At 57.0% G+C, this 16,018-nt stretch carries 13 protein-coding genes and 2 pseudogenes; 8 read left to right on the forward strand and 7 right to left on the reverse strand.

The annotated features are described in order from the left end of the window. Positions 1-159 precede the first annotated feature (159 nt). The 8 genes and pseudogenes from AC1RTQ_RS08725 to AC1RTQ_RS08760 form a co-directional block, all read left to right on the forward strand. Positions 160-525: a hypothetical protein gene (locus tag AC1RTQ_RS08725; RefSeq protein ID WP_492875046.1), complete on the forward strand. Its 366-nt coding sequence runs from the start codon at positions 160-162 to the stop codon at positions 523-525. Positions 526-754: 229 nt separating this feature from the next. Beyond that, positions 755-2,881: a hemagglutinin repeat-containing protein gene (locus AC1RTQ_RS08730; RefSeq protein WP_492875047.1), complete on the forward strand. Its 2,127-nt coding sequence runs from the start codon at positions 755-757 to the stop codon at positions 2,879-2,881. Next, positions 2,878-3,234, forward strand: a complete 357-nt coding sequence (locus tag AC1RTQ_RS08735) for a DUF2489 domain-containing protein (protein ID WP_409817646.1) — start codon at positions 2,878-2,880, stop codon at positions 3,232-3,234. Before AC1RTQ_RS08730 ends, AC1RTQ_RS08735 begins: the two co-directional genes overlap by 4 nt. A gap of 169 nt (positions 3,235-3,403) precedes the next feature. Continuing rightward, positions 3,404-5,983, forward strand: coding sequence for a hemagglutinin repeat-containing protein (locus AC1RTQ_RS08740; RefSeq protein ID WP_492875048.1), 2,580 nt, complete (start codon positions 3,404-3,406; stop codon positions 5,981-5,983). After that, positions 5,983-6,711, forward strand: a complete 729-nt coding sequence (locus AC1RTQ_RS08745) for a hypothetical protein (RefSeq protein WP_492875049.1) — start codon at positions 5,983-5,985, stop codon at positions 6,709-6,711. Before AC1RTQ_RS08740 ends, AC1RTQ_RS08745 begins: the two co-directional genes overlap by 1 nt. 77 nt (positions 6,712-6,788) lie before the next feature. Then, on the forward strand, positions 6,789-8,447 hold the full coding sequence (locus tag AC1RTQ_RS08750; RefSeq protein WP_492875457.1) for a hemagglutinin repeat-containing protein: 1,659 nt from the start codon (positions 6,789-6,791) through the stop codon (positions 8,445-8,447). A 360-nt stretch (positions 8,448-8,807) separates the two neighbouring features. Beyond that, positions 8,808-9,083, forward strand: a complete 276-nt coding sequence (locus AC1RTQ_RS08755) for a colicin immunity domain-containing protein (protein WP_492875050.1) — start codon at positions 8,808-8,810, stop codon at positions 9,081-9,083. A gap of 131 nt (positions 9,084-9,214) precedes the next feature. Then, a pseudogene (locus tag AC1RTQ_RS08760) lies at positions 9,215-9,445 on the forward strand (IS5/IS1182 family transposase); the annotation flags it as partial. 148 nt (positions 9,446-9,593) lie between these two features. On the opposite strand, the gene AC1RTQ_RS08765 reads toward AC1RTQ_RS08760, so the two are convergent. From AC1RTQ_RS08765 to guaB, 7 genes and pseudogenes are all read right to left on the reverse strand, one after another. Then, on the reverse strand, positions 9,594-10,754 hold the full coding sequence (locus AC1RTQ_RS08765; protein WP_492875051.1) for an IS30 family transposase: 1,161 nt from the start codon (positions 10,752-10,754) through the stop codon (positions 9,594-9,596). 86 nt (positions 10,755-10,840) lie between these two features. Next, positions 10,841-11,041 (reverse strand): annotated as a pseudogene (locus AC1RTQ_RS08770) (hypothetical protein); the annotation flags it as partial. 267 nt (positions 11,042-11,308) lie between these two features. Then, on the reverse strand, positions 11,309-12,925 hold the full coding sequence (gene guaA, locus AC1RTQ_RS08775) for a glutamine-hydrolyzing GMP synthase (protein WP_492875052.1): 1,617 nt from the start codon (positions 12,923-12,925) through the stop codon (positions 11,309-11,311). Between the two features lie 33 nt (positions 12,926-12,958). Next, positions 12,959-13,399 carry a type II toxin-antitoxin system VapC family toxin gene (locus AC1RTQ_RS08780; protein WP_003064858.1) on the reverse strand — a complete coding sequence of 147 codons (441 nt, stop codon included), beginning with the start codon at positions 13,397-13,399 and terminating at the stop codon, positions 12,959-12,961. Then, complete coding sequence (locus tag AC1RTQ_RS08785; RefSeq protein WP_304350305.1) at positions 13,396-13,668, reverse strand: type II toxin-antitoxin system Phd/YefM family antitoxin; 273 nt, start codon at positions 13,666-13,668, stop codon at positions 13,396-13,398. The genes AC1RTQ_RS08780 and AC1RTQ_RS08785 overlap by 4 nt, the downstream gene beginning before the upstream one ends. A 307-nt stretch (positions 13,669-13,975) precedes the next feature. Further along, positions 13,976-14,428, reverse strand: a complete 453-nt coding sequence (locus AC1RTQ_RS08790; protein WP_409817731.1) for a DIP1984 family protein — start codon at positions 14,426-14,428, stop codon at positions 13,976-13,978. Between the two features lie 67 nt (positions 14,429-14,495). Continuing rightward, positions 14,496-15,971: an IMP dehydrogenase gene (gene guaB, locus AC1RTQ_RS08795; RefSeq protein ID WP_003074909.1), complete on the reverse strand. Its 1,476-nt coding sequence runs from the start codon at positions 15,969-15,971 to the stop codon at positions 14,496-14,498. Positions 15,972-16,018 lie beyond the last annotated feature (47 nt).

The raw sequence follows: 16,018 nt of genomic DNA on the forward strand, positions 1-16,018 counted from the left end.
CCCTTATGCAACTCAAGAGTTCCCTTCGACTCCAGTTGCTCACGGCTTTCCCGACATTGTCGATAACTATGCGAATATTAATCCAAACTCACCGTTGTTCAATGTTCCCGACCTTTCTAGGCAGGGCACGTTTAGAACATTTACACCGGGAGCGAAGCCATGATGGATCATTCGTTTATTGCCTGTGAGAAGTGCGGAAGCCAAACGGAAGTATTTCGAGAGGGGAGAACCCAGGGCATTCGCTGCAAACAATGTGATTGGTCAGTTGTTACGACCTACACGCCGCCGATTCAACTTGATCAAACTATTTATGAGGTACGAATTGAGCGCGGTGACTACCAAGATGCCAAACAAGTGAAAGCTGTTGCACATGTGATCGGGGGTAATTTTTTGAGTGCAAGAGATACCCTGAAAAATGGACAGCCGATTGTGTTTAGTGGGGATGCTCAGCATGTGATGCAAGTACGTGACTCACTTCTTGCTGCGGGCGTAGTCGTTGCGGTACAGCCGGAGTTTCCGTGGTAGCGAGGGGTTCAACTCCAGGCGCTGCGCGCAGAGCCTGGATTGCAGTCCAGTCCGGGCATCGAGCCCGTCCCGTCCTGGCAGGGTCTGCGGGGTTAGTTGCTGCGCAACTAAACATAACGGTCTGTTTGGCAAAGTAGCCGCAGTCACTACGCTCGCGCTCCGTTTGGTGTGGCTAAGGGTCAAGCCAGGCGACCTGGATGGCACAGGCACCTTGCTGGCAGCCTCGGATGTGAATCTGATCCTTTCCGGCAATGCCATCAACAGCGGCAGCATTGCGGGCCGCAACACCTTGAACATCACCGCCGAGAACATCCAGAATCTGGGCGGCCAGATCTCGGATATCACTGCCGGCCAGGACGCCACCTTGGCCGCAGAAGGCGATATCCGTCTGCAGGCGGCTCAGAATACGGCCAGCCTCAGCGGCAACAGCAGCTCCAGCTCCGGCAGCATCGGCGTGAGCGTGGGAGCGCAAACCGGCATTACCGTCAGTGCCAGCAAAGGTCGTGGCAACCAGGCCGGTGACGATCTCACCCACACCAACACCCATATAGCCGCAGGCAACAGCGTCACCCTCCAGTCTGGCGGCGACACCCACCTCAAGGGGGCGGTGGTCAGCGGCAAGCAGGTGGTGGCCGATGTGGGTGGCGATCTCAAACTCGAAAGCCTGCAGGACAGCAGCAGCTACGCCAGCCGCAACCAGACGGCGGGCGGCAGCCTCACCATCAGCCCCGCAGGCGTGCCCATTGGCGGCGGATTGAATGCCGGCCAGAGCAAGGTCAACAGCCACTACCAAAGCGTCACCGAGCAAAGCGGCATACAGGCAGGGGACGGCGGCTTCCAGGTCAGCGTCAAGGGCGACACCGACCTCAAGGGCGCTGTCATCGCCAGCAACCAGACGGCGATAGATCAGGACAAGAACCGTTTCAGCACCGCAGTCGCACTCACCACCAGCGACCTGCACAACCAGGCTAGCTATGAAGGCCAGGCCGTGGGGGTCAATGCCAGCGTGGGCAACGACGCGGGCAAGTTCGGCGTCAAAGGCGTGGGAGCCGGCGTAGGTCAGGACAGCGGCAGTGCCCAAGGCACCACCACGGCGGGCATCTCCGGCATCGCCGGCGACCAGAGCGTGCGCACGGGCGACGCCACGGGTATCGAGCGGATATTTGATCAGAACAAGGTGCAGCGCGACATCGATGCGCAGGTGGCAATCACGGCGGAGTTTGGCAAGCAGGCGGCCAAGTCATGGGGCGAATATGCCAATACCCGATTTGCCAATGCCAAAAATGAAGATGAGGCGCGTTGCTGGGGGCCGGATGGCGCATGCCGCGCTGGTGGCCATGCACTACTTGGCGGATTAGGTGGTGGAGTGGCCGGTGCGGCAGGTGCAGGGCTTACTAGTGTTGCTGCACCGCATGTCGCAGGCTATCTGATTGGACAAGGGGTTGAGCCAAGCACAGCGGCCGCGCTGACGGGCTTGCTAGCCTTTGGTGCGGGCAGCGCCGCTGGTGGCGCGGCAGCAGGAGCCGGTGCGCTCAATGAGGCTGCGCAGAACAACCAACTTGTTATTTATACGGTTAATGCTGCGGTTCAACAGGGGCAGCGCTTTGGGGCGGGAGGGCTGAGGTTGTTGGACCAAGCCAGCCAAGCGCTATTGCGCACGTGTGCGAGTAGTAGCGTGTGCATGAATCTGCTGCCGGCGGCAGGGGTGGCATGGTTGGCTGCACAGTTGACCCAGGAGTTTGAGGCGAAACAACCGAGTCTGGCGGATCAAATACCTGGCTACGGTGGTGGCTACGGACCGAAGCCGGGGCCGAGCCACACGGGCAATGACAAGACCACAAACCCCATACCAGGGGGGACGTCGACGACATATCCAGCGGAGGGGCCGAAAGAGAGCGGGGTTGTGGGTGGCAAACCACTGGATCCTCAGAAGCCGGGGGATAATATACTTCCGGGCAGTCCTGCAGAGCCGTTGCCGGGAATTGGACCGATTTTCAATGAGGGGGCAAAGGGGGGGGCGGTTGAAGCGCCGGTGACTTCTGGCGGTACAGCTAACTCAGCGACTGGATTGGGATTAAATAAATCACTTGCCAGCGAGCAGCAGGTTACTCAGATAGCTGCTGGTGGCGGCATTGTCATGGCGGGAAATGGCTCCAGCGTGCCTTTGCGTGATGCACCTCGGTTGGCCGCTGAGTACGGAGGTAATCCCAAAGATTGGAGCAAGGTCAGCAGTAGTAGTTACACGGCTGCTGATGGTTCAATATTTGAAGTACATGCATATCGCAATGCGATTACCGGTCAAGTAGTGGAGCCAAAAACTATTCAGCCTGTAACGTTCCCAGGGGGTAAACCATGAGTGTGTCCGTGAATCCGCAGGAGGTAAAGGTAACTGCACGCAATCAACTTGTGCAAATTGTGCAGGCGATGCTCAATAATCAATGCACTTTCTTTGAGGGGGCCAAAACTGTCTTTGAATTGCGTAGCCAAATTGGCGGAGTGTCGGAGTCTGATCCGGATTTCAATGCGTTCGTTGCAATCTATTCAGAAACCGATCACTTGCCTTATGAGGCGCAACGTCATCTTTGGAGCCCTGACGCACTTGCCAAACTTAAGCCTGAGTATGAAAAAACCGAGTTGTGGGCTGCATCATTTGCTCCAGAGGCTTGTGAGAATTTATTGAAACGCTTTGGTGGCAGGGATGTGACGTAGGTTCTCTGCCCAACATTCAACTCCAGGCGCTACGCGCAGAGCGTCGATTGCAGTCCAGTCCAGGCATCGAGCCCGGCCCGTCCTGGCAGGGTCTGCGGGGTAAATCGCTTCGCGCTTTAACATAACGGTCTGTCTGGCAAAGTAGCCGCAGTCACTAACGGTTGGCAGCGTGGGCGGCGATGTCAACATCCTTGCGGGCAATGCTTACCAGCAGGTTGGCAGTGATGTCATTGCCCCCAAGGGCGACGTCAATGTCGTGGCCAAAGAGGTTCAGATCGTCGAGGCCCGCGAAACCGGCAGCTCCGCCACCGAGCAACGCTTCAAGCAAAGCGGCTTGAGCGTCAGCATCGGCAGCCCCGTCATCAGCGCCATACAGACAGCCGACAACATGGCGGATGCCGCCCGCAACACCAGCAGCGGCCGCATGCAGGCCCTGGCAGCAGCAGCGACGGCGTTGAACGTCAAGAACTCCGTGGGCGAACTGCAGGGCGCTGCCCAGGCGCTGGCCGGTGGCGACCCCTCCAAGGCCGCCTCCATCTCCGTCAGCCTGGGCTCCAGCAAAAGCCAGAGCAACACGGCACAAACCAGCGACAGCGCACGTGGCAGCACCGTCAAGGCCGGCGGCCATGTCAACATCGTTGCCCAAGGGGCGGGGGCGGACAGCTCCATCCTGGTTCGCGGCTCGGATATCACTGCCGGCCAGGACGCCACCTTGGCCGCAGAAGGCGATATCCGTCTGCAGTCGGCCCAGAATACGGCAAGCCTCAGCGGCAACAGCAGCTCCAGCTCCGGCAGCATCGGCGTGAGCGTGGGGCAGCAGACTGGCATTACCGTCAGTGCCAGCAAAGGCCGTGGCAACCAGGCCGGTGACGATCTCACCCACACCAACACCCATATAGCGGCAGGCAACAGCGTCACTCTCCAGTCTGGCGGCGACACCCACCTCAAGGGGGCGGTGGTCAGCGGCAAGCAGGTGGTAGCCGATGTGGGTGGCGATCTCAAGCTCGAAAGCCTGCAGGACAGCAGCAGCTACGCCAGCCGCAACCAGACGGCGGGCGGCAGCCTCACCATCAGCCCCGCAGGCGTGCCCATTGGCGGCGGATTGAATGCCGGCCAGAGCAAGGTCAACAGCCACTACCAAAGCGTCACCGAGCAAAGCGGCATACAGGCAGGGGACGGCGGCTTCCAGGTCAGCGTCAAGGGCGACACCGACCTCAAGGGCGCTGTCATCGCCAGCAACCAGACGGCGATAGATCAGGGTAAGAACCACTTCAGCACTGGCGGGGCACTCACCACCAGCGACCTGAACAACCAAGCTAGCTACGAAGGCCAGGCCGTGGGGGTCAATGCCAGCGTGGGCAACGACGCGGGCAAGTTCGGCGTCAAAGGCGTGGGAGCCGGCGTAGGCCAGGACAGCGGCAGTGCCCAAGGCACCACCACGGCGGGTATCTCCGGCATCGCCGGCGACCAGCGCGTGCGCACGGGCGACGCCACGGGTATCGAGCGGATATTTGATCAGAACAAGGTGCAGCGCGACATCGATGCGCAGGTGGCAATCACGGCGGAGTTTGGCAAGCAGGCCAGCAAGGCTTGGGGTGATTACGCCAACGAACAGTTCGCCAAAGCTGTGGCAGCAACAGATGAAGAGGGAGCCCGTTGCTGGGGGCCCGACGGAGCCTGCCGTGCAGGCGGGCATGCCCTGGTGGGCGGCTTGGGTGGCGGTGTGGCTGGGGCTGCGGGCGCAGGCCTGTCTAGCGTCATGGCGCCACAAGTACAGCAGGCCTTGGTCAACAGCGGCATAGCGCCCAACGCGGCGCAGGCTATTACGCAGCTCACGGTCATTGGCTCGGGCGCTGCCATGGGGGGGGCTTCTGGTGCTGCAGGTGCGGCCAATGAGGTCAACAACAACTTTGTGTTTGCTGTTCCAGTCATTGTGGAAGGCGTGATTGCCGGTGGAGCACTTGCTGCCCGGGCCTGCTTGAGTTCGCCAGCTTGCGTGAGAGCATTGCAACTGGGCGGGGCTGCGCTCGTTGCCAAGGTTGCGGCGATATTGACGCCGGACGAAATAGCGACAATACCTGGTTTTGCTGCCGGAGACAGGCCTCAACCAATCGCAATTTTGGTTAATCCCCTGCCAGATCCTTCAAAAATTAAAAATAAATATGGAGCTCCACCTCTAAATAGTCCAGATGAATTAAAAAAATGGTTGAATAATATTCTCGAAGGATATCCTTCGGATCAAGCAGAAAAATGGGCTAAGGACTTGGTTAGAACTTTGCCAATTAGTGAGCAGGTTACTTATGGTGATCTAATAGTTTCATCAGTAAAAAATAATTCAAGCTCTCCCGCAAATAATGCTTCAAAAATTAATCCAAAAAATTTATCAGATATTTGGAGTAAAAATCCTACAGATAGAGGAAATGCAATTGAATCATATTTATCTACCACGGATTATAAGGAATGGTTTAATATAGGTCAATTAAATGATGGTAAATTCCCACTTGTTGATTTTCAAAAAGACAATGTTTTAGTTAGTCTAAAAACCGTAGATACATCAGGGTCTACCTGGATGGATAGGATGCAAGCCCATATATATGATTTAGGAAGTAATGGGGCAACCGTTAATGGAATTCCTGCAAAAATGGTGCTTGATATAAGGGTGGAGCCGGGCGGAATAAAAGCTGCACAATCCTTAATAGCATATGGTCGACAAAACGGTGTAACAGTTATTATTCGCGAGTTCAAGTAATGAAAAAATGTCAAAAACTAGAGTTAATTTTTTTAAACAAGCCTGCTGATGATTTATTTTTTATAAAAAAAATAAAGACAACCTTAGTGGAGATTTATGGAAATTTTGATTTTTCTATTAGGCAAAAAAAAGATAACATAGAAACATACATTTCAGAAGTTGAAAAAGAGGGGAAGTGGAAATATGAATTTTTAGCTGCGGATCTTAGTTTTAAATTCGGATTTGTAAGAGCATTTAATCATTCATTCATTTGTATAAATGAAAAGAAGCCAGGTGCATTAAAAAATTGGAGGAAATGGGTTCAGAATTTTCTAATTGTTGACGGGTTTGTACAAGCTTGGGTGATAGATTCTGATTATGATTTTTGGCAAAATGCAGAACAAATTGCAGAATATGAATCTAGAGGTAGAGATTATGGCAATATTCCATTAATTTCGAATAATCTTCCTCCTCCGTTAAATGAGATTTTTATTGATATTTCAAAAAACCCGGGCAGGCGTATTTTGAAAGATGGATATGTTGAAGCAGTTGGTGATAAAATGTGGTTCAGCGACATTTTCTGGGAATTAATTGGAGGTCGTAGACTTGAAGAAATGTCTTCTGCCGGTTGGCAGATTGAAGAAATTGAAAAGAAATTTTGTTTTGCGTCAGTAAAGGATGAAACGTTTTCTGAGTCATCCGATATCTCACATCAAAACAAACTACGAAATTCTATATTTGGCAATTAGTTGCGTTATTCTGGGCCATTCTTTCACTTTAGAGGCGACACGTAATAGCCCAAGGGGCGGGGGCGGACAGCTCCATCCTGGTTCGCGGCTCGGATATCACTGCCGGCCAGGACGCCACCTTGGCCGCAGAAGGCGATATCCGTCTGCAGGCGGCACAGAATACGGCCAGCCTCAGCGGCAACAGCAGCTCCAGCTCCGGCAGCATCGGCGTGAGCGTGGGAGCGCAAACCGGCATTACCGTCAGTGCCAGCAAAGGCCGTGGCAACCAGGCCGGTGACGATCTCACCCACACCAACACCCATATAGCCGCAGGCAACAGCGTCACTCTCCAGTCCGGTGGTGACACCACGCTCAAGGGGGCGGTGGTCAGCGGCAAGCAGGTGGTGGCCGATGTGGGTGGCGATCTCAAACTCGAAAGCCTGCAGGACAGCAGCAGCTATGCCAGCCGCAACCAGACGGCGGGCGGCAGCCTCACCATCAGCCCCGCAGGCGTGCCCATTGGCGGCGGATTGAATGCCGGCCAGAGCAAGGTCAACAGCCACTACCAAAGCGTCACCGAGCAAAGCGGCATACAGGCAGGGGACGGCGGCTTCCAGGTCAACGTCAAGGGCGACACCGACCTCAAGGGCGCTGTCATCGCCAGCAACCAGACGGCGATAGATCAGGACAAGAACCGTTTCAGCACCGCAGTCGCACTCACCACCAGCGACCTGCACAACCAGGCTAGCTACGAAGGTCAGGCCGTGGGGGTCAATGCCAGCGTGGGCAACGACGCGGGCAAGTTCGGCGTCAAGGGCGTGGGAGCCGGTGTAGGCCAGGACAGCGGCAGTGCCCAAGGCACCACCACGGCGGGTATCTCGGGCATCGCCGGCGACCAGAGCGTGCGCACGGGCGACGCCACGGGGATCGAGCGGATATTTGATCAGAACAAGGTGCAGCGCGAGATCGATGCGCAGGTGGTAATCACGGCGGAGTTTGGGAAGCAGTCGGCCAAGTCATGGGGTGAATATGCCAATACTCGATTTGCCAATGCCAAAAATGAAGATGAGGCGCGTTGCTGGGGTCCGGATGGCGCATGCCGCGCTGGTGGCCATGCACTACTTGGCGGATTAGGTGGTGGAGTGGCCGGTGCGGCAGGTGCAGGGCTCACTAGTGTTGCTGCGCCGCATGTCGCAGGTTATCTGATTGGACAAGGGGTCGAGCCAAGCACAGCGGCCGCGCTGACGGGCTTGCTAGCCTTTGGTGCGGGCAGCGCCGCTGGTGGTGCGGCAGCAGGAGCCGGTGCGCTCAATGAGGCTGCGCAGAACAACCTACTTGTTATTAATACCGTTAATGCTGCTGTTCAACAGGGGCAGCGCCTCGGGGCGGGAGGGCTGAGGCTGTTGGACCAGGCCAGCCAGGCGCTATTGCGCACGTGTGCGAGCAGTAACGTGTGCATGAATCTGCTGCCGGCGGCAGGGGTGGCATGGTTGGCTGCACAGTTGACCCAGGAGTTTGAGGCGAAACAACCGAGTCTGGCGGATCAGATACCTGGCTACGGTGGTGGCTACGGACCGAAGCCGGGGCCGAGCCACACGGGCAATGACAAGACCTCAAACCCCATACCAGGGGGACGTCGACGACCTATCCAGCGGAGGGACCGAGAGAGCGGGGTTGTGGGTGGAAAACCACTGGATCCTCAGAAGCCGGGGATAGTGTCTTGCCTGGAAGTCCTGCAGATCCGTTGCCTGGGATAGGGCCAGTTTTTAGTGAAAAAAATGATTCTGAAGATGGCGTGGGAGTATCTGGCGAGTTGAAGAATATTTCTCAGCAGCAACTAGATAAAAAATTCAAGCACGCTTTAGATTTTGGTGTGATAACTACTAAAAAAATCCTGATACACTCAATCAATTTGGCGCAGCTATTGAATCTCATATGAAATCACCAAGTACTATTGCACATGGTACTTATAGTTTTGTAAAGGATTCAAAAGTCTTTTTCGACCCGCAAACAAATAATGCCGTAATTTTGGATGGAAAAGGAATTTTCGTGACTGGATTCAAATTATCCCCCGGCACACCTCAGTACGAAAATTATATGAAAAATGGAGTTTTACGTTGAGTTCCTCTCTCTTTGAAATCGCTACATCCTTTGTAGCAGGAAAAATTTCTGCTACATCTTTCTCAAATTCATATATCGACCTCTGGAGAATTGAAAGAGATAATGGTATTCTTCAGAAAGACGAGTCCCGATTAAGTGAATGCTTATCTAGTATATTTTGTGCAGCCGATATGTATTGTGCTGACGATGGGCTGCGAGAAGTTTATGAATTTGATGAAGAACAATTAAAGTATGAAGTTTCTACCATATTGAAAAAATATCTGTCTGACTAGTTGGGAGGATTTTTACTAGTAAGCAGGGACGTTGGTGCATAACCCCAGCACTCAAATGTGAAAGCCTCGTCGGATGAGTGAATCGAGCTAGAGAAAGCAATGCTTCGCACCATAAACTGGAAGTCGTACAACGCAATGCAGCGGTCGCCGCATGCCGGTGTTTGGGTCGAAGGATATGGAAAGTGTGGGGCGATTACCACCGGCGAAGCTTGGTGGAGACCAAGATGAACTGCATTGAACGATTGGGTGAACGAGTGATGTCTCGCACCTTTGAGCGCCAAGTCAACGAGCTGCATATCAGGGCAGCCATATTGAACCGATTCACTGAGCTGGGCCGTCCTCAGACGGTAGCCGTGGCCTAGCCACGGCCGGGGTTTGGGGAAGCTCGCCTCAAACTTGATTTATGCAACAGCGCCGTCCTGCGGCAACTCTCTTTCTTAGCCAGCGCTTAATTTGAATAGCAAAGACCGCTGTGGGTCAAACGGCGACAGTCGCAGTTCGGCTGTGGATTCAACCGATGGATGCAACACATTCGTTAAACATCTCAGCCGGGGTTCTGTACCCCAAGGTCTTCCTGGGCCGCTCGTTTAATTTTCTCGCAATCGCATCCAATTCATCCTGCGAGTAGCCAGAGATGTCGATGCCCTTGGGCAGGTACTGCCTCAGTAGCCCATTAGTGTTCTCGTTCGTTCCGCGCTGCCATGGGTTTTGTGGATCGCAGAAGTAGACCTGGATGTCGGTGGCCACAGTGAATCGTTTGTGCCCCGCCATTTCCGATCCTCGATCCCAGGTCAAGGAACGATAGAGCTCTTGTGGCAAGGTCTGCGCATGCCTGGCCAGCGCCGCCGCCACGGTGTACGAGTCCTTGTCCACCAGCTTGACCAACATTACGTAGCGCGTGTGCCGCTCCACCAAAGTTGCAATCTGGCTGTAGGCATCGCCAAACAACAGATCGCCCTCCCAATGGCCCGGCACTGCTCGATCCTCTATGCAGGCTGGGCGCTCGCTAATGGGCACTGCATCAACGATCCGGCCATGGGTCGGCGTCTTCTGGGTGTAATGGCGTGAGCGACGCATTCCTCTGGTGCGCCGCAGATGCTCCAGAAGCTCTTTCTTCAAGGCTCCGCGTGTTTGGACGAAGAGCGTGCGGTAGATGGCTTCGTGAGACACCTGCATATCCTTTGCGCCCGGGTAAGTTCGTTTGAGCCACCCTGCTATTTGCTCGGGCGACCATAGACTTTGTAATTTACCCGCCACGATCTGTGCCAGCGCAGGATTGCAGGCCAACTTGCACATCTTTGGGCGACGTGCCCGCCCCCAGGCAGCCTCGTCTGCCTTTGTAGCTCGGTAGCAAGTCTTGCCGCCATTGCGTAGGAGTTCTCGGCTGATGGTGGATGCTGCTCGCTTCAAGCGCCTGGCAACGCAGCGGATGGATTCACCTGCGGCCAACGCCCTGGAGATTTCTTCTCGCTCAGAAATGGTCAATGCCCAGCGAGACCGACGCCTCGCTGGTGGCCGGATGCCACCCGTCGCACTCAAGATGGTGTGAATGGACGAGTGTGGTCGGTCAAACAGCTTGCCGATCTCGTGCAGGGTATCGCCAGCTTTCCAGCGATCCCACATCAGGGCTTTCTGAGCTTCGGTGTAGTAAATCCGCGGTCTTTGCTTCATGCCAACACTCCATCCGCCAGAGGCAATCATTGTGTTGCATTGACCAGTTGAATCCACACTGCATAGCAGGCATAGAGCGGCACAGTTCAAATGACAGCAATGGGTTGTTTACGGACTAGGTTGTGCCGAGGCTCGCATAAGGCTTTGCGCCAGTCCCATGGCGCGATTGGCTCGGTCTCTCGCCAAAGTCCAACTCTTCGAGCCTTGGCCTCCTGCTCTGCAAACTCGTATTGCTCGCGCTCCTGCGGTGACTGCTCGCGGGCATATGCGCGATACCACCAGCAAACAAGCGCGTTTTTGTGCATGGTATTGTCTTTAAAATCAAATAATTAGGTGATTTTGATGTCATCAACTGCAGAAGGCAGGGCTGATGGTATCGACGAGGCGGATGGTATGGGCGACGCTCGGTGCCATGCAAAGTGCCACCGAAACCCGCCGACTTCGTAAGACCGGCTAGTTCCAGATATGGCTAGATAGAAATGAAAAAAGCCCGCGATATCGCGGGCTTGCATGAGAAAAGGCCTAAAGCTTGCGTGTCAGTTCACGACAGCGCTTTATTCCCACTCGATGGTTGCTGGTGGCTTGGTGCTCACGTCATAGGTGACGCGGTTGATGCCGCGCACTTCGTTGATGATGCGGCCGGAGACCTTCTTGAGCAGGCCGTAGGGCAACTCGGCCCAGTCGGCCGTCATGAAGTCGCTGGTGACCACGGCGCGCAGGGCCACGACGTAGTCGTAGGTGCGGCCGTCGCCCATCACGCCCACGCTCTTGACGGGCAGGAAGACGGTGAAGGCCTGGCTGGTCAGGTCGTACCAGCTCTTGCCGGTCTTTTCGTCGATCCAGTTGTTCAGCTCTTCGATGAAGATGGCATCTGCGCGGCGCAGCAGGTCGGCATATTCCTTCTTCACTTCGCCCAGAATGCGCACGCCCAGGCCGGGGCCGGGGAAGGGGTGGCGGTAGACCATGCCGCGGGGCAGGCCCAGGGCCACGCCCAGTTCGCGCACTTCGTCCTTGAACAGATCGCGCAGGGGCTCCAGCAGCTTCAGGCCCAGTTGCTCGGGCAGGCCGCCGACGTTGTGGTGGCTCTTGATGGTGACGGCCTTCTTGCTCTTGGCGCCGCCCGACTCGATCACGTCGGGGTAGATGGTGCCCTGGGCCAGGAAGGTTGCACCCTTGGAGCCGGCGTTGGCAGCCTTGAGCTTTTCGGCTTCGGCCTTGAAGACGTCCACGAACAGGCGGCCGATGATCTTGCGCTTTTGCTCGGGCTCGGACACGCCGGCCAACTCGCCCAGGAACAGGGCCGAGGCATCGACGCGCACGACCTTGGCGTGCAGCTTGCCTTCGAACATCTCCATGACCATATCGCCTTCGTTCAGGCGCAGCAGGCCGTGATCGACGAACACGCAGGTCAGCTGGTCGCCGATGGCGCGGTGGATCAGGGCAGCAGCCACCGACGAATCCACGCCGCCGGACAGGCCCAGGATCACTTCTTCGTCGCCCACCTGCTCGCGGATCTTGGCCACGGCTTCTTCGATGTAGTCGCCCATGATCCAGTCGGCTTGCGTGCCGCAGATGTCGAGCACAAAGCGGTTGAGCAGTGCCTGGCCTTGCACGGTGTGCGTGACTTCGGGGTGGAACTGCACGGCGTAGTAGCGACGTGCTTCGTCGGCCATGCCGGCGATGGGGCAGGAGGGCGTGGAGGCCATGACCTTGAAGCCCGCAGGCAGTTCGGTGACCTTGTCGCCGTGGCTCATCCAGACCTTGAGCATGCCGTGGCCTTCGGCCGTGGCGAAGTCTTCGATGCCTTGCAGCAGCTTGGTGTGGCCATGGGCGCGCACTTCGGCGTAACCGAATTCGCGGGTGTTGGAGCCTTCGACCTTGCCGCCCAGCTGGGTGGCCATGGTCTGCATGCCGTAGCAAATACCCAGTACGGGCAGGTTCAGCTCGAACACGGCGTCGGGAGCGCGGTCGTCCACTTCGTAGACGGAGGCATGGCTGCCCGACAGGATGATGCCCTTGAGCTTGCCGTCGGCGGCAAACTCGCGCACCCAGTCGCTGCTCACATCGCAGGGGTGGACTTCGCAGTAGACATTGGCTTCGCGCACGCGGCGCGCAATCAGCTGTGTGACCTGGGAGCCGAAGTCCAGAATAAGAATCTTGTCGTGTTGCATGGTGATCAAGGGCAAGAGGGTGGCAAAAAGGGATTAGAAATCTTCGGGAGCCCAGACGGTGACGCCGCTTTTGCGGGCGGCTGCAATCTGGGCTGCATCGAATGTGGCCAGCGGCAGGCGCAGCGATTGCGCCAGCCACAGGTATGCGGCGTCGTAGGTGGGCAGGCCGGTATCCAGCGCCACATCCAGCACGGCCTTGTGCTGTGCGGGAGCCAGGTCGTGCAGCTCCACGCGGTGACGAATGGCTTCCAGCACGCCCCACAGGCCTTCGACCGAGGTCTGCGGGATACGGCCATTATTCACGCCCGATGCAATCAGGTTGCCGCATTCCCATTGCCAGAGGTTGGGGGCTTGCGGGTCGACTTCATCGCGGCGGATACGGGTGTAGAGGCGTCTGGTGTGCTCGCTGGCGTCGTCAGGCAGCAACCAGGCGGCGGTGACGGATGCATCGAGCACAAAAGCGGTGGCGCTCATGCCTGGCTCCGTCCTGTGTGGCGCAGGCCAGTGGTGCTGTCCGCTGCGGTATGTGTGGCTGCTTGAGCTTTCACTGTCTGCTGCAGGGCCGAAATCTGCTCCAGCTCACGGGCAATCTGCTCATCGGTGATCACCGGCTTGCGGCGCATGGGCAGCATGCGCACGACTTCCTTGCCATGGCGCGTGATGCGAACTTCTTCGCCCTGTTCGACCATTTCGACCAGGGCGGAAAAGCGGGTTTTGGCTTCGTAGATACCGACGCAGTGCATGGAGGGTGAAAGCAAAAAAACGGATCTGATCAATGAATCAGACCCGATTTTAGCATTCTGGTCAGAATGGGGTGAATTCTGACCAGAAACCAAAGGACATGGTGGCGATAGAGGAGAGCGCTGCGTCAGTGCAAGGTAGTGCGGAGTACGTTCTCAAAAGTACGTGGTGACAGGTGATGGGCTTCGTTGTAAGTGTGTTGTGACACTGTGCGCTGCCCGCCGCGCTGCCAAGTAAGCCCCAGTATGTTTTCAACCCCCTGTTGCTCATTGGGGTCTTTGCACTCGCCCGCAGCGCTCAAAAACTGCTTTAAATGTCGATCTGCCAGTTGGCCGCCTGAACCGCGACATTGACTTCACGAATATTGCGCGAAAGATCATCGGCCTGTTTTTGCAGGCTGGCCACCTGAATCTGCGGCACCCATTTGATCTCACGCTGGCTGTAGCGATCCACATCCTTGTTGGTGGCGCTGATGGTGCTGATCAGCAGGGAGTGCTGTGCAATCAGCGTGTCGCGCTGCGCCAGTACATCGGCAAGCAGGCGGCCATCGGCCAGCTTGGCGCTTTCGTTGGCGGCGTTGATGCGGCGCACCAACGATTGCTGCTCCTGCAGGGCAGAGTAGGCTTCGGCCAGCAGGTCTTCGACCTTTTCCTTGGGCGTTTCACCTTCCTGCAGCAGGGCATTGCGGCCAATGCGTTCGCGCAGCGAGGCCAGCTTTTTCTTCAGATCGGCTCTGAGAAGCAGTGCTTCGGCAAGTTTCATGAAGACTCCTGAAATGAAAAAAGCAGGGCAGGCGAGGCCCGTCCTGCTTTTGAGACTAGCGGGTCAATCAGTCAGCGCGGTAGTTGGGCGCTTCCTTGGTGATCTGCACGTCGTGCACGTGAGATTCACGGATGCCGGCTGCGGTGATTTCCACAAACTCGGCCTTCTGGTTCATCTCGGAGATCGTGGCGCAACCGCAGTAGCCCATGGAGGCGCGCACGCCGCCAGCCATCTGATAGACGATGGAGACCATGGAGCCCTTGTAGGGCACGCGGCCTTCGATGCCTTCGGGAACCAGCTTGTCGGCATTGGGGTTGCCGGTGGAGGATTCCTGGAAGTAGCGGTCAGCCGAGCCTTGCTGCATGGCGCCGATGGAGCCCATGCCGCGGTAGCTCTTGTACGAGCGGCCCTGGTACAGAATCACTTCGCCAGGAGCTTCTTCGGTGCCGGCAAACATGCCGCCCATCATGATGGTGGAGGCACCGGCAGCCAGTGCCTTGGAGATATCGCCGGAGAAGCGGATGCCGCCGTCGCCGATCAGGGGCACGCCCGTGCCCTTGAGGGCGTCGGCCACATTGGAGATGGCCATGATCTGGGGCACGCCCACGCCAGCCACGATACGGGTGGTGCAGATGGAGCCGGGGCCGATACCGACCTTGACCGCATCGGCACCGGCTTCCACCAGAGCCAGGGCGGCAGCGCCGGTGGCAATATTGCCGCCGATGACGTCCACCTGGGGGTAGTTCTGCTTGACCCAGCGCACGCGGTCGATCACGCCCTTGGAGTGGCCGTGAGCCGTGTCCACGACGATTGCGTCCACGCCGGCCTTGACCAGCAGTTCCACGCGCTCTTCGGTGCCAGCGCCCACGCCGACAGCGGCAGCCACGCGAAGGCGGCCCGATGCATCACGTGCGGCATTGGGGAAGGTGGTTTGCTTGGTGATGTCCTTGACGGTGATCAGGCCCTTGAGTTCAAAGGCGTCGTTCACCACCAGGATTCGCTCGAGCTTGTGCTTGTTCAGCAGTGCCTTGGCTTCGGCGGGGCTGGTGCCGTCTTTTTCATTGACGGTGATCAGCTTTTCGCGGGGCGTCATGATCTGGCTGACCTTGACGTCGTAGCGGGTCTCGAAGCGCAGATCGCGGCTGGTCACGATGCCGACCACCTTGCCGCCGTCGCACACGGGGAAGCCCGAAATGCCGCGTTCTTCCGACAGCTGCAGCACTTGCAGCACGGTGTGTTCGGGGGTGATGACCACAGGGTCGTGCACCACACCGGATTCGTGGCGCTTGACCTTGGACACTTCAGCGGCTTGCTGCTCGGCTGTCATGTTCTTGTGGATCACGCCGATACCGCCTTCTTGCGCAATGGCGATGGCCAGACGCGCTTCTGTCACCGTGTCCATGGCGGCAGACACCAGGGGCAGGTTCAGGCGGATATTGCGAGTGAATTGGGTGGCGAGGGAAACGTCCTTGGGCAGGACTTCGGAGTAGGCGGGAACGAGCAGGACGTCGTCAAAGGTCAGTGCTTTTCCGAGAAGGCGCATGTGATGGCTCCAAAAGAAAGATTGTACCTGTGACTTGCCGCACAATG

This window comes from Comamonas sp. GW821-FHT11H03 (genome assembly GCF_058807955.1).